The organism is Pseudomonas sp. HOU2, from assembly GCF_040729435.1.
GTDB lineage: Bacteria > Pseudomonadota > Gammaproteobacteria > Pseudomonadales > Pseudomonadaceae > Aquipseudomonas.
Genome location: NZ_CP160398.1, coordinates 4,603,090 through 4,616,310, shown reverse-complemented (window position 1 = coordinate 4,616,310; position 13,221 = coordinate 4,603,090). Strand labels below are relative to the sequence as shown.

General features: G+C 59.0%; 13 protein-coding genes. All 13 read right to left on the bottom strand.

The window, feature by feature from the left end:
* Positions 1-8: 8 nt before the first annotated feature.
* Positions 9-1,142 (bottom strand): lipid-A-disaccharide synthase, encoded by a 1,134-nt coding sequence (lpxB, locus tag ABV589_RS20765; RefSeq protein ID WP_226500661.1) that lies wholly within the window; start codon positions 1,140-1,142, stop codon positions 9-11.
* Positions 1,142-1,918: an acyl-ACP--UDP-N-acetylglucosamine O-acyltransferase gene (lpxA, locus tag ABV589_RS20760; RefSeq protein WP_123587099.1), complete on the bottom strand. Its 777-nt coding sequence runs from the start codon at positions 1,916-1,918 to the stop codon at positions 1,142-1,144. Before lpxA ends, lpxB begins: the two co-directional genes overlap by 1 nt.
* Positions 1,915-2,355, bottom strand: coding sequence for a 3-hydroxyacyl-ACP dehydratase FabZ (gene fabZ / locus ABV589_RS20755; protein ID WP_003222142.1), 441 nt, complete (start codon positions 2,353-2,355; stop codon positions 1,915-1,917). The genes lpxA and fabZ overlap by 4 nt, the downstream gene beginning before the upstream one ends.
* A gap of 106 nt (positions 2,356-2,461) precedes the next feature.
* Positions 2,462-3,517, bottom strand: coding sequence for a UDP-3-O-(3-hydroxymyristoyl)glucosamine N-acyltransferase (gene lpxD / locus ABV589_RS20750; protein ID WP_007964276.1), 1,056 nt, complete (start codon positions 3,515-3,517; stop codon positions 2,462-2,464).
* Positions 3,518-3,520: 3 nt separating this feature from the next.
* Positions 3,521-4,024 (bottom strand): OmpH family outer membrane protein, encoded by a 504-nt coding sequence (locus ABV589_RS20745; RefSeq protein WP_003222140.1) that lies wholly within the window; start codon positions 4,022-4,024, stop codon positions 3,521-3,523.
* A 45-nt stretch (positions 4,025-4,069) separates the two neighbouring features.
* Positions 4,070-6,445 carry an outer membrane protein assembly factor BamA gene (bamA, locus tag ABV589_RS20740; protein WP_367083355.1) on the bottom strand — a complete coding sequence of 792 codons (2,376 nt, stop codon included), beginning with the start codon at positions 6,443-6,445 and terminating at the stop codon, positions 4,070-4,072.
* A 74-nt stretch (positions 6,446-6,519) separates the two neighbouring features.
* Positions 6,520-7,872 (bottom strand): sigma E protease regulator RseP, encoded by a 1,353-nt coding sequence (rseP, locus tag ABV589_RS20735; RefSeq protein ID WP_047601293.1) that lies wholly within the window; start codon positions 7,870-7,872, stop codon positions 6,520-6,522.
* 54 nt (positions 7,873-7,926) lie between these two features.
* On the bottom strand, positions 7,927-9,117 hold the full coding sequence (gene ispC / locus ABV589_RS20730; RefSeq protein WP_367083353.1) for a 1-deoxy-D-xylulose-5-phosphate reductoisomerase: 1,191 nt from the start codon (positions 9,115-9,117) through the stop codon (positions 7,927-7,929).
* On the bottom strand, positions 9,114-9,920 hold the full coding sequence (locus ABV589_RS20725; protein ID WP_007964272.1) for a phosphatidate cytidylyltransferase: 807 nt from the start codon (positions 9,918-9,920) through the stop codon (positions 9,114-9,116). The genes ispC and ABV589_RS20725 overlap by 4 nt, the downstream gene beginning before the upstream one ends.
* Positions 9,920-10,675, bottom strand: a complete 756-nt coding sequence (uppS, locus tag ABV589_RS20720) for a polyprenyl diphosphate synthase (protein ID WP_003222128.1) — start codon at positions 10,673-10,675, stop codon at positions 9,920-9,922. Before uppS ends, ABV589_RS20725 begins: the two co-directional genes overlap by 1 nt.
* Before the next feature lie 14 nt (positions 10,676-10,689).
* Positions 10,690-11,247: a ribosome recycling factor gene (gene frr / locus ABV589_RS20715; RefSeq protein ID WP_003222127.1), complete on the bottom strand. Its 558-nt coding sequence runs from the start codon at positions 11,245-11,247 to the stop codon at positions 10,690-10,692.
* Positions 11,244-11,987: a UMP kinase gene (gene pyrH, locus ABV589_RS20710; RefSeq protein WP_003222124.1), complete on the bottom strand. Its 744-nt coding sequence runs from the start codon at positions 11,985-11,987 to the stop codon at positions 11,244-11,246. Before pyrH ends, frr begins: the two co-directional genes overlap by 4 nt.
* 213 nt (positions 11,988-12,200) lie before the next feature.
* A complete protein-coding gene (gene tsf / locus ABV589_RS20705) occupies positions 12,201-13,064 on the bottom strand; it encodes a translation elongation factor Ts (protein WP_003222121.1) in 864 nt (287 codons plus the stop codon).
* Positions 13,065-13,221: the final 157 nt, after the last annotated feature.

Here is a 13,221-nt window from a genome sequence, read left to right as displayed (position 1 = left end):
CGTTTTGCTCATGGTTTCTGCCCGATCAGGTTGAGGACGGCATCCGCCGCCTGATTGGAAGCATCCAGCCGCAGTGTGCGGTGGATCTCGTCGAAGCCTCGGGTCTGCTCTTCGCCGCCTTCGATCAGCGGCGCCAAGGTCTGGGCCAATGCCTCCACCGTCGCATCATCCTGCAACAGTTCCGGCACCAACAGCCGCTGGGCCAACAGATTCGGCAGTGACACGTATGGGCTCTTGACCATGCGTTTGAGAATCCAGAAGGTCAGCGGCGCCAGACGATAGGCGACGACCATTGGCCGCTTGTACAACAAGGCTTCAAGCGTCGCCGTGCCGGAGGCGATCAGCACTGCGTTGCACGCTGCCAGGGCCAGATGCGATTTGCCGTCGAGCAGGGTGACCGGCAAGTCGCGGCCAACCAGCAACTCTTCGAGCTGAGCGCGACGCTCGGCATTGGCGCACGGGATGACGAAGCGCAGCCCCGGCCGCATGGCTCGCAAACGCTCGGCCGTATCCAGGAACAGCGCACCGAGACGGCCAACTTCGCCACCGCGACTGCCTGGCATCAACGCCACCAGCGGCCCGTCAGGCAGGCCGAGTTCGGCACGCGCTGCGGCGCGATCTGCCTGCAGCGGAATGGTATCGGCCAGCGTGTGACCGACGAACCGCACCGGCACGCCCTTCTCTTCGTAGAATTTTGCTTCGAACGGCAACAGGGTGAGCATCAGATCGCAGCCTTCGCGAATCTTCAGCACACGCTTCTGGCGCCACGCCCACACCGAAGGGCTGACGTAATGCACGGTCTTGATCCCGGCCTGACGCAGCTTGAGTTCGATGTTGAGGTTGAAATCGGGAGCGTCGATGCCGATGAACACATCCGGTTTCTCGGCAATCAACGTGGCGATCAAGTCCTTGCGGCGCTTGAGCAACTCGCGCAGCCGCCCGAGCACTTCCACCAGGCCCATCACCGACAGACGTTCCATGGGGAAGTAAGACGTCAGGCCCTCGGCCTGCATCAACGGACCGCCGACACCGATGAACTCGACCGCCGGGTGTTGAGCCTTGAGGGCGCGCATGAGGCCGGCGCCCAGAATGTCACCGGAAGCCTCTCCCGCCACCAGCGCAATACGCAGACTGGCCATGATCAGCGGGTGATGCCGCGAGTCGACGACTGGATCGAGTCACGAAACAGCGCAACTTCCGGGAACTGCGCAGCAGGCTCGGCCAATTCGGCCAACGCTTGCTCCACGGTCAGGCCCTGGCGATACACGGTTTTGTAAGCGCGACGCAGCGCATGAATCGCGTCTTCGCTGAAACCGCGACGGCGCATGCCTTCGAAGTTCATGCTGCGTGCTTCGGCCGGGTTGCCGAACACGGTGACGAATGCCGGAACATCCTTGCCGATGGCAGTGCCCATGCCGGAAAAGCTGTGGGCGCCGATGTGGCAGTACTGATGCACCAGGGTGAAACCGGAAAGAATCGCCCAGTCGTCAACGTGCACATGCCCGGCCAACGCGGTGTTGTTGACCAGAATGCAGTGGTTGCCGATCACGCTGTCATGCCCGATGTGGGCATAGGCCATGATCAGGTTGTGATCGCCAAGGGTGGTTTCCGACCGATCCTGAACGGTGCCACGGTGAATCGTCACGCCTTCGCGAATGACGTTGTGGTCACCGATCACCAGACGGGTTTCCTCACCCTTGTACTTCAGGTCAGGGGTGTCTTCACCGACCGAGGAAAACTGGTAGATGCGATTGTGCTTGCCGATGCGGGTCGGGCCTTTGAGGACCACATGCGGTCCGATCACAGTACCCTCGCCGATTTCCACACCTGCGCCGATGATCGACCACGGGCCGACCTCGACGCCGTCAGCCACAACGGCCGACGGATCGATGATTGCGCGAGGGTCAATCAAACTCATAGCTTGCGTTCCGCACAGATGATTTCAGCCGAGCAGACCGGCTTGCCATCGACCGAAGCCTGGCATTCGAATTTCCAGATCTGACGCTTGCAGCTGATGAACTTGGCTTCCAGGATCAACTGGTCGCCCGGCAGCACTGGCTGGCGGAAACGCAGTTTGTCGGAACCGACGAAGTAGTAAAGGGTGCCATCGGCCGGTTTCACGTCGAGCATTTTGAAACCGAGGATCCCGGCAGCCTGGGCCATCGCTTCGATGATCAGGACGCCCGGCATGATCGGGTGCGCCGGAAAGTGGCCGTTGAAGAATGGCTCATTGATGCTGACATTCTTGTAGGCGCGAATGCGCTTGCCTTCAGTGTCCAGTTCCACCACCCGATCCACCAGCAGGAACGGGTAACGGTGAGGCAGGTATTCGCGAATCTCGTTGATGTCCATCATTTCGGGGGGAAGCCTATGTAAAGATTGGGAGCGCGACTGACGCGCACTCCTCTAGCAAATCAAGGAGGCAGTCTAGAGGCTGTGCACACTTGATATGGAAATGGTATCAGCCATCAGATGAAGCATTGCTGCCGGGGGTCACTTCCCCGACGCGCTTTTCCAGCTGCTTCAAACGTCGCGCGAGGTCATCGAGCTGACGGATGCGGGCCGCGCTTTTGCGCCATTCGGCCGCCGGTTGCATGGCTGTGCCGGAAGAATAGGCGCCTGGCTCGGTAATCGAGTGGGTCACCATGGTCATCCCGGTCAGGAAAACGTTGTCGCAAATATCGATGTGCCCAACCAGGCCGACACCACCGGCGAGCATGCAATGCTTGCCGATTTTGGTGCTGCCGGAGATACCGACACACGCCGCCATGGCGGTATGATCACCGACCTGAACGTTGTGTGCGATCTGGATCTGGTTGTCGAGTTTCACGCCGTTGCCGATCACGGTGTCTGCCAACGCGCCACGGTCGATGGCGGTGTTCACGCCGATCTCGACATCGTCGCCGATGGTCACGCCGCCGATCTGGGCGATCTTCTGCCAGATACCTTTCTCGTTGGCAAAGCCGAAGCCTTCACCGCCAAGCACGGCACCGGACTGGATCACCACACGCTTGCCGATGCGCACGTCGTGGTACAGCGTGACCCGCGGGGCGAGCCAGCCGCCCTCGCCGATTTCACTGCGGGCACCGATAACGCAATGGGCGCCCAGGGTGACCTGCGCACCGATGCGCGCACCGGCCTCGATCACCACGAACGGGCCAATGCTGGCGCTTGGATCAACCAGCGCATCCGGCGCAATCACCGCCGTGGGATGAACACCCGCAGCGGCTTTCGGTTTGGGATCGAACAGGTGAGAGATACGGGCGTAAGCCAGATAAGGATCCGGCACCACCAGCGCGTTACCGGCAAAACCTTCGGCATCGGCTTCCTTGAGCAATAGCGCAGCCGCCTGGGAACTTGCCAGGTATTTGCGATATTGAGGATTTGCCAGAAAGCTCAACTGAGCTGGGCCAGCCTCCTGCAAGGTGGCTAGCCCAGTAATTTGCGTCTCGGGGTCGCCACGCAGGGTGGCGCCGAGGAACTCGGCCAACTGGCCGAGCTTGATAGTCACGGTCATGGGTTACTTCAGCTGATTCATGCGCTCGATAACCTGGCGCGTGATGTCGTACTGAGGTTTGACATCGATCACTGCGCCACGCTCGAACACCAGGTCAAAACCACCTTTTTTGATGACTTCTTCCACTGCGCTATCCAGTTTCGGCTTCAGTTGCTTGAGCATTTCGCGATCGGCAACTGCCTTGGCTTCGTTCAGCTCCTTGGACTGGAACTGGAAGTCACGGGCCTTTTGCTTGAATTCAAGCTCCAGACGCTCACGCTCGCCCTGCTGCATTTTGTCGCCACCGGCCATCAGACGGTCCTGAATGCCCTTGGCGCTGCTTTCCAGCGTCTTGAGTTTGGTCAGCTGCGGACCGAACTTCTTTTCGGCATCCACGGCGTATTTCTTGGCCGCATCGGATTCCAGCAATGCCATCTGATAGTTCAGAACGGCGATTTTCATGTCGGCGAACGCCGGGCCTGCCACCAGTACGGAGGCCAGGAGAACCAATTGAGTCAACTTACGCACGATGCACTCCTACAAAATCCATTGTCGTTATCTTGGGTCAGACGCTTAGAACGTCTGGCCGAGGGAGAATTGGAACACTTGAGTTTCAGCGTCATCCGGTTTCTTGATCGGCATGGCCAACGCGAAGCTCAAAGGCCCCAGTGCGGTTACCCAGGTCACGCCAACACCGACAGAACTGGCCATGTTGCTCAGGCTGATGTCGTTGCACCTGGTGCTGGACTTCGAACCGTCGGCGTTCACAGTATCCTTGCACTGCGAGTCAAACACGTTACCCACGTCCCAGAATACCGAGGTACGCAGGGAGCGCTGATCCTTGACGAATGGCAGCGGGAACAGAACCTCGACACCGCCCTGAATCAGGACGTTACCACCGAATGGAAGCGGATCCTGGTCCGGGTCTGCCAAGGTGCCAGGGTTGGTACCCTTACTTGGCGTACTGCGTGGGCCGAGGGTGCTGTCCTTGAAGCCGCGAACCGAGTTGAAACCACCAGCATAGTAGTTTTCATAGAACGGCAAGCCGTCGGTCGAACCATAGCCGTCGCCATAACCCAGCTCGGTATGCAGACGCAGGGTGTAGTTCTCGGTGATCGGCTGGAACAGCTGACCACGGTAATCAAGCTTGTAGAACGACAGATCGCTGCCAGGAATGGTGGATTCCAGTGTCAGGCTCTGGGAACGGCCACGGGTCGGAAGTACGCCCTTGTTCAAGGTGGACTCGGACCAGCCGGCCGATGCCTTGAAGTTCAGGTATTGGTCGCCTTCCTTCTTAACGAAGTCGAAAATCTCGTCAACGGTGTACGTACCGGTCTTGATCTTGTCCTGTTGAGCGGACAGACCGAAGGTCAGACGCGAAGTCTCGCTTATCGGGTAGCCAACGTTGACGCCGGCACCCAGGCTGTCTACCGCATAGCTCGCTACGTCGACGTCGAGGTCTTTGTAGTCGGTGGTGCGATAGAACGCGTTGTAGCCCAGGCTCACGCCATCGGCGGTCCAGTAGGGGTCAACATAGCCGAAGTTGTAGCGGCTCTGGTATTCGCTGCGGGTCAGGCCCACGCTCACACGGTTACCAGTACCCAGGAAGTTGTTCTGAGTGATCGAACCACCGAGGATCAGACCGGCGCTCTGGGCGAAACCGACACTGGCGGTGATCGAACCGGAGGCTTGTTCTTCAACGGCGTAGTTCACGTCAACCTGGTCGTCGACACCCGGAACAGCCGGCGTCTCGACGTTCACTTCTTTAAAGAAGCCCAGACGTTCAAGACGGGTCTTGGACTGGTCGATCAGGTAGGTCGAAGCCCAGCCACCTTCCATCTGACGCATTTCACGACGCAGCACTTCGTCCTCGGACTTGGTGTTGCCACGGAAGTTGATGCGGTTGACGTAGGCGCGCTTGCCCGGATCGACGGCGAACAGGATGTCCACGGTGTGATCATCGTCATGCGGCTGAGGTATGCCGTTGACGTTGGCGAAGGTGTAACCCTCGTTACCCAGACGGCGAGTGATCAGTTCGGAAGTGGTGGTCATCAGCTTGCGCGAGAACACCTGGCCTTTCTGCACCAGCAACAGCGACTTGACCTGGTCTTCAGGCACTTTCAGGTCACCGCTGAGTTTGACGTCACGAACGGTGTACTTCTCGCCTTCGGTGATGTTGACGGTGATATAGACGTGCTTCTTGTCCGGAGTGATGGACACCTGGGTCGAAGCGATATCCATGTTGATGTAGCCACGGTCCAGGTAGTAGGAACGCAGGCGCTCCAGGTCACCGGAGAGTTTTTCACGGGCGTACTTGTCGTCGTTCTTGAAGAACGACAGCCAGTTGGTGGTTTTCAGCTCGAACAGGTCGATCAGATCGTCATCAGGGAAGACCGTGTTACCCACCACGTTGATGTGCTGGATGGCAGCCACGGTGCCTTCGTTGATCTTCACTTTCAGCGCCACACGGTTACGCGGCTGCGAAACCACTTCGGTATCGACGGTCGCCGAGTAACGGCCCTGGGCAACGTACTGACGTTGCAGTTCGTTACGGACACCCTCGAGGGTGGCGCGCTGGAAAATCTCGCCTTCGGACAGACCGGACTGCTTCAGGCCTTTCATCAGGTCTTCGGTAGAGATCGCCTTGTTGCCTTCGATCTCGATACTCGCGACCGACGGACGTTCGACGACCGTGATCACCAGAACGTTGCCTTCGCGGCCCAGCTGGATATCTTGAAAGAAACCGGTTTTGAACAACGCACGAGTGGATTCCACCAGGCGACGATCATCCGCCTGCTCGCCGACGTTCAACGGCAAGGCACCAAAGACGCTACCCGCGGAGACCCGCTGGAGGCCATTGACGCGAATATCAGAGATAGTGAAGGACTCGGCGTGAACTTCGGCGATCATCAATACGGTGAGAACCGCAGTTAGCAGCAGACGTTTCATGAAGTCCTTTCTTATTCCAACTGGCAATAAACAAACTGCCGCAAAATGCGGCAGATTCGCAATTCAGCGAAGCTTTACAGTCGACCCAGATCATTGACCAGAGCAAGCAACATCACTCCGACCACCAAACTGATACCGATCTGCACCCCCCAACCTTGCACCCGATCCGACAAGGGGCGACCACGCACCCACTCAATCAGATAAAACAACAAATGCCCCCCATCCAGTACAGGAATGGGCAGCAAATTCAGAACCCCCAGGCTAATACTCAGATAAGCAAGGAAATTCAGGAAATCAGCAACGCCCGACTGGGCAGAAGCGCCCGCCACTTTAGCAATGGTTATCGGCCCACTCAAGTTTTTTACCGAGAGCTCGCCAAACAGCATTTTCTTCAGTGAGTCCAGCGTCAGGATGCTCATGGTCCAGGTACGCCGGGCACCCTCGCCAATCGCGGCCAACGGGCCATAACTGACCTCGCGGATCATTTCCGGCGGCCAGTCCACAGCTTTCACGCCAGCCCCCAGATAACCGCTTGGCGCCTTGCTTTCACCGCGTGCTGCCAGGGTCACCGGGACGTCGATTTGAGCACCGTCGCGCTCGACGCGCAGCAAGATTTTGGTATCAGGACGCGTACGAACGGTATCGACCACCTGCTGCCAGTCACCCAGCGCCTGGCCATCGAGCGACAACAGGCGGTCTCCGGTTTTCAGACCAGCGGCCTGCGCCGGACCTTTTGGATCAAGCTCGGCCAGCACCGGCGGCAACGCCGGCCGCCATGGGCGAATACCCAGCGAGCGAATCGGATCAGGCTCATCAGCCCCTTTGAGCCAGTGATCCAGCGCCAATTCGCGCGGCGTATCCGCGGTAGACCCCTGCTCACGCACGAGCAACTGCAGGGAACCACTTTCCCCAAGACGACGAACCAACTGCAAATTGACCGCCGCCCAGCCGGAAGTCGGCTCGCCATCGATGGCGACGATTTCCTGACCGGCATTCAAACCGGCCTTGGCCGCGATGCTGCCGGACTCGACGGCACCGATGACCGGACGGATCTGCTCGCTGCCGAGCATGGCCAGCACCCAGAAAAACACCAGAGCCAGCAGGAAGTTGGCGATCGGTCCCGCTGCGACAATAGCGATGCGCTGGCGAACCGATTTGCGATTGAAGGATTGATGAAGCTGATCGGCCGGGACTTCGCCCTCACGCTCATCGAGCATTTTGACGTAGCCGCCCAGCGGAATCGCGGCGACGACAAACTCGGTGCCCTGCTTGTCGTGCCAGCGCAGCAGGGGCATGCCGAAGCCCACGGAAAAACGCAGAACCTTGACGCCACAGCGACGCGCGACCCAGAAATGGCCGAATTCGTGAAAGGTGACCAGTACACCCAAAGCGATCAGGGTGCCGGCAATCATATAGAGCGCGCTCATCTACTTTCTCCGCAATCCTGTTCAGTGCCGCGTGGAGCCATGGTTCTGCAACGGCTATCGGCCGTGACGATTCAGCCACTGTTCGGCCAGAATCCGCGCTTTCGCGTCTGCGGTAAACACCGCATCCAGATCCTCAAGCGCAATCACAGGCTCAAGATTCAACACGTCCTCGATGATACTCGCGATTTCCAGATAACCCACGCGCCCGTCGAGAAACGCCGCGACCGCCACTTCGTTGGCCGCATTGAGCATGGCCGGCGCACTGTTGCCGGCCTCCGCCGCCTGTCGCGCCAAGCGCAGACAAGGGAAGCGCTGTTCGTCCGGTGCCTCGAAATCCAGGCGCGCAACGGCAAACAGATCCAGCGGTGCCACACCCGAGTCGATCCGCTCAGGCCAGGCCAATGCGTTGGCAATCGGCGTGCGCATGTCAGGGTTGCCCAACTGCGCCAATACCGAGCCATCCACATAGTCGACCAGCGAGTGAATCACACTCTGCGGATGGATCACCACCTCGACCTGCGACGGCTTGGCGTCGAACAGCCAGCAGGCCTCGATCAACTCCAGGCCCTTGTTCATCATGCTGGCCGAGTCCACCGATATCTTGCGCCCCATGGACCAGTTCGGGTGCGCACACGCCTGATCAGGCGAGACATGCGCCAGCTCGCTCATCGGTGTCTGGCGGAACGGACCGCCCGATGCCGTTAGCAAAATCCGCCGCACGCCGACCACACCCAGCCCGCGGGCAAAATCCTGCGGCATGCACTGGAAGATCGCGTTGTGTTCGCTGTCGATCGGCAGCAACACCGAGCCGCTCTTGTGCACGGCCTGCATGAACAGCGCGCCGGACATCACCAACGCTTCTTTGTTGGCCAGAAGGATTTTCTTCCCGGCCTGCACCGCCGCCAGCGTCGGGCGCAGGCCCGCGGCACCGACGATGGCGGCCATCACGGCATCGACTTCGGGCGCGGAGGCGACCTGGCACAAACCCTCCTCCCCGACCAATACGCGAGTGGGCAAACCGGCAGCCCGCAGGTCGTCCTGCAAACCGCGCGCCGCCGCCACTTCCGGCACCACGGCAAACTGCGGCACATGGCGGATGCACAAGGCCAGCAACTCGCTCAGGCGCGTGAAGCCGCTCAGGGCGAAAACCTGATAACGCTCGGGATGCCGAGCGATGACGTCGAGGGTGCTCAGACCGATCGAGCCGGTGGCTCCCAGAACGGTAATCTGTTGCGGGCGGCTCACGGTGCAGCCATCCACAGCAATACAGCGAAAATCGGGATCGCAGCGGTCAGGCTGTCGATGCGATCAAGCACACCGCCATGACCGGGCAGCAGGTTGCTGCTGTCCTTGATGCCGGACTGACGCTTGAACATGCTTTCGGTGAGATCGCCCACCACCGAAATGAATACGATCAACGCAGCGCCGATCAGCCCCTTGAGCAGTTCAGCCACCGTCCAGTCGCGAACCAGGCCGACGATCGCAGTGATCACCAGACTCAGCGCCAGGCCACCGTAAACGCCTTCCCAGCTTTTACCCGGGCTGACTTGCGGCGCCAGCTTGCGCTTGCCGAAGGCTCGGCCGGAGAAATAGGCACCGATGTCGGCACCCCAGACCAGCACCATCACGGCCATGATCAGCCAGTTACCCAATGGGTACTGCTTGATCTGCACCAGCCCTTGCCAGGCCGGCAGCAGGATCAGCAAGCCGATCACCAGTTTGGTGGCCGCCGTGGACCAGTGCTCGCTCGAGCGCGGATAGGTCAGCACCAGGTACGTCGCCACCGCCCACCACAACACCGAAGCGCCCAACACCCAAGGGGCGAGGCCCGGCAGGACGTACATGACGAACAGCATCAGCGCGACGACAGCGGCAAAGCCGACACGGAACGACTGCGCGGTAAAGCCTGCCAGACGCGCCCATTCCCAGGCGCCCAGGCTCACGACCAGACCGATGAACAGCGCAAAACCGGATCCTTCGAGCAGGAAAAACCCGCACAAAGCGATCGGCAGCAGGATCAGCGCAGTGATGATTCGTTGTTTAAGCATTAAACCCGGGCTCCAGCTTCGACCTGTTCGCTCGTTTTACCGAAGCGACGCTGGCGCGAAGCGAAATCGGCCAGCGCGGTGCGCATGGCTTCGTGTTTGAAGTCCGGCCAGAACAGGTCGGAGAAGTACAACTCGGCGTATGCCAGTTGCCACAGCAGGAAGTTACTGATGCGGTGCTCGCCACCGGTGCGGATGCACAGGTCCGGCAACGGCAGGTCGCCGGTGGCCAGACAGGTCTGCAGCAGATCCGGAGTGATGTCTTCCGGGCGCAAATGCCCGGCCTGGACTTCACGCGCCAGACGCTGCGCCGCCTGGGCAATATCCCACTGACCGCCGTAGTTGGCGGCGATCTGCAGGATGAAGCGGTTGGCGCCGGCCGTCATGGCTTCTGCTTCGCGCATCGCCGCCTGAAGTTCAGGATGGAAGCGCGAGCGATCGCCGATGATGCGCAAGCTGATGTTGTTGTCGTTGAGGCGCTTGGCCTCACGACGCAGTGCCTTGAAAAACAGATCCATCAAGGCACTGACCTCATCGGCCGGACGCTGCCAGTTCTCACTGGAGAAGGCGAACAGGGTGAGCACTTCGACCTTGGCCTCGGCGCACACCTCGATCACTGCCCGCACAGCATCCACGCCGGCCTTATGCCCGGCAACACCCGGCATAAAGCGTTTTTTCGCCCAGCGATTATTGCCATCCATGATGATCGCGACATGGCGCGGCACCGCGGACGGCGCAGACTGCTTGGTCTTGTCCATTTAAAACTCGACCCTTATACGGCCATCAGGTCTTTTTCTTTCTCGTCCGTGGCCTTGGTGATCTGGGCCTCGAAGTCTTTGGTCAGCTTGTCGATATCAGCGGTGGCACGACGCTCTTCGTCTTCGCTGATTTCTTTATCCTTGACCAGTTTTTTCAGATCGCCCAGCGCATCACGACGGATATTGCGCACAGCAACACGCGCATCTTCGGCTGCAGCACGCGCCTGCTTGGTGAAGCCTTTACGGGTTTCTTCGGTCAGGGCCGGCATGGAGATCAGCAGCAGTTCACCCAGGTTGGTCGGGTTCAGGTTCAGACCGGCGCTCTGGATCGCTTTGTCGACGGCCGCCAGCATGTTGCGCTCGAAAGCGACAACTTGCAGGGTGCGGGAGTCTTTTACAGTGATGTTGGCCACCTGAGTAATGGAAGTGTCTGCGCCGTAGTACGGCACCATCACGCTGCCCAGGATGCTTGGGTGAGCCTTGCCGGTACGAATCTGGCCGAATGCATGGGCCAGAGAGTCCAGGGATTTTTGCATGCGCTCTTGAGCGTCTTTCTTGATTTCGTTGATCATTGTTGACCTTCCTCGATCAGGGTGCCTTCAGCGCCGCCATGCACGATGTTAAGCAGGGCGCCGGGCTTGTTCATGTTGAATACGCGCAGCGGCATTTTGTGGTCGCGGCACAGGCAAATAGCTGTCAGATCCATTACACCCAGCTTGCGATCCAGCACTTCATCATAAGTCAGATGATCGAACTTCTCGGCATGCGGGTCTTTGAACGGGTCAGCGGTATAGACGCCATCGACCTTGGTCGCCTTCAGAACGACGTCAGCGTCGATCTCGATGGCACGCAGGCAGGCTGCCGAATCCGTGGTAAAGAACGGATTGCCGGTACCGGCGGCGAAAATCACCACGTCCTTGGAGTTCAGGTGGCGCATGGCTTTGCGGCGATCATAGTGATCGGTCACGCCAACCATGGAAATGGCCGACATCACGATGGCCGAGATATTGGCACGTTCCAGCGCATCGCGCATGGCCAGGGCGTTCATCACAGTGGCCAGCATGCCCATGTGGTCGCCTGTCACCCGATCCATGCCAGCCTTGCTCAAGGCCTCGCCACGGAACAGGTTGCCACCGCCGATCACCAGACCGACCTGTACGCCGATGCCGACCAGCTGGCCGACTTCCAGCGCCATCCGATCCAGCACTTTTGGATCGATCCCGAACTCTTCCGAGCCCATCAGGGCCTCGCCGCTAAGCTTGAGTAGAATGCGTTTATAGCGAGCCTGATAACCACTGCCCTGCTGAGCCATTGCGAATCTCTCCTGCGGCGTATTTAAAAAATTCTGTGCAAGCTGTTTTACAGCTGCCGTTCACTCTAGCTTGGCGCTGCTTCAGCGCCATCGGAACCTGGCTTTGTAAGCCAGTTCCCAGTGGAAACCAATTAAAAATTGGTAACCCCATCTGAAAAGAGGCTGCGCGCGTGAGCGGGCAGCCTCTTTCGGGCGACAGTTGAAAAAACTGTCTTATTGCTTGGCGGCAGCCAGCTGGGCAGCAACTTCTTCAGCGAAGTTGTCGACCGGCTTCTCGATGCCTTCGCCTACTTTGAAGTAGGTGAAGGAAACGATTTCTGCGCCGCCTTTCTTGGCCAGCTCGCCAACCTTGATTTCAGGGTTCTTGACGAACGCCTGCTCAACCAGGCTTGCTTCTGCCAGGAACTTGCTGATACGGCCTTTGACCATGTTCTCAACAATGTTTTCTGGCTTGCCTTTGATCTTCTCTTCGTTCAGCTGCAGGAACACAGCTTTTTCACGCTCGATCGCTTCAGCCGAAACTTGCGAAGGCAGCAGGAACTCAGGGTTGCTCGCAGCTACGTGCATCGCGATGTCTTTGGCCAGCTCGACGTCACCGCCTTTCAGAGCCACAACAACACCGATCTTGTTGCCGTGCAGGTAAGAACCTACAACGTCACCTTCGATACGGGTCAGACGACGGATGTTGACGTTCTCGCCTACTTTGGCAACCAGTGCTTCGCGAGCAGCTTCTTGCGAAGCGATCAGCGGAGCAGCGTCGGTCAGCTTGTCAGCGAAAGCTTTTTCAACGCTGGCAGCAACGAAGTTCTTGAAGTCGTCTTGCAGAGCGAGGAAGTCGGTCTGCGAGTTCACTTCCAGGATAACGGCAGCCTTACCGTCGTCCTTGATTGCGATTGCGCCTTCAGCGGCAACGTTGCCAGCCTTTTTCGCAGCCTTGATCGCGCCCGAAGCACGCATGTCATCAATGGCTTTTTCGATGTCGCCGTCAGCCTTTTCCAGGGCTTTCTTGCAGTCCATCATGCCTTCGCCGGTACGCTCGCGCAGTTCTTTAACCAACGCTGCAGTAATTGCTGCCATTTTCAAATTCCTCTTGGATAGGTTTTCAACCATTCCACCCGATCGAACGGGCGTTCAATTCTTCCCGAAACACCTTGTAGCTGCTGCACGTTACAAATGCAGGAGGTGCGCTGCCACAAGTGGGCGCCAACAAACGGTTTTCGAGGTGGCAAAAAGG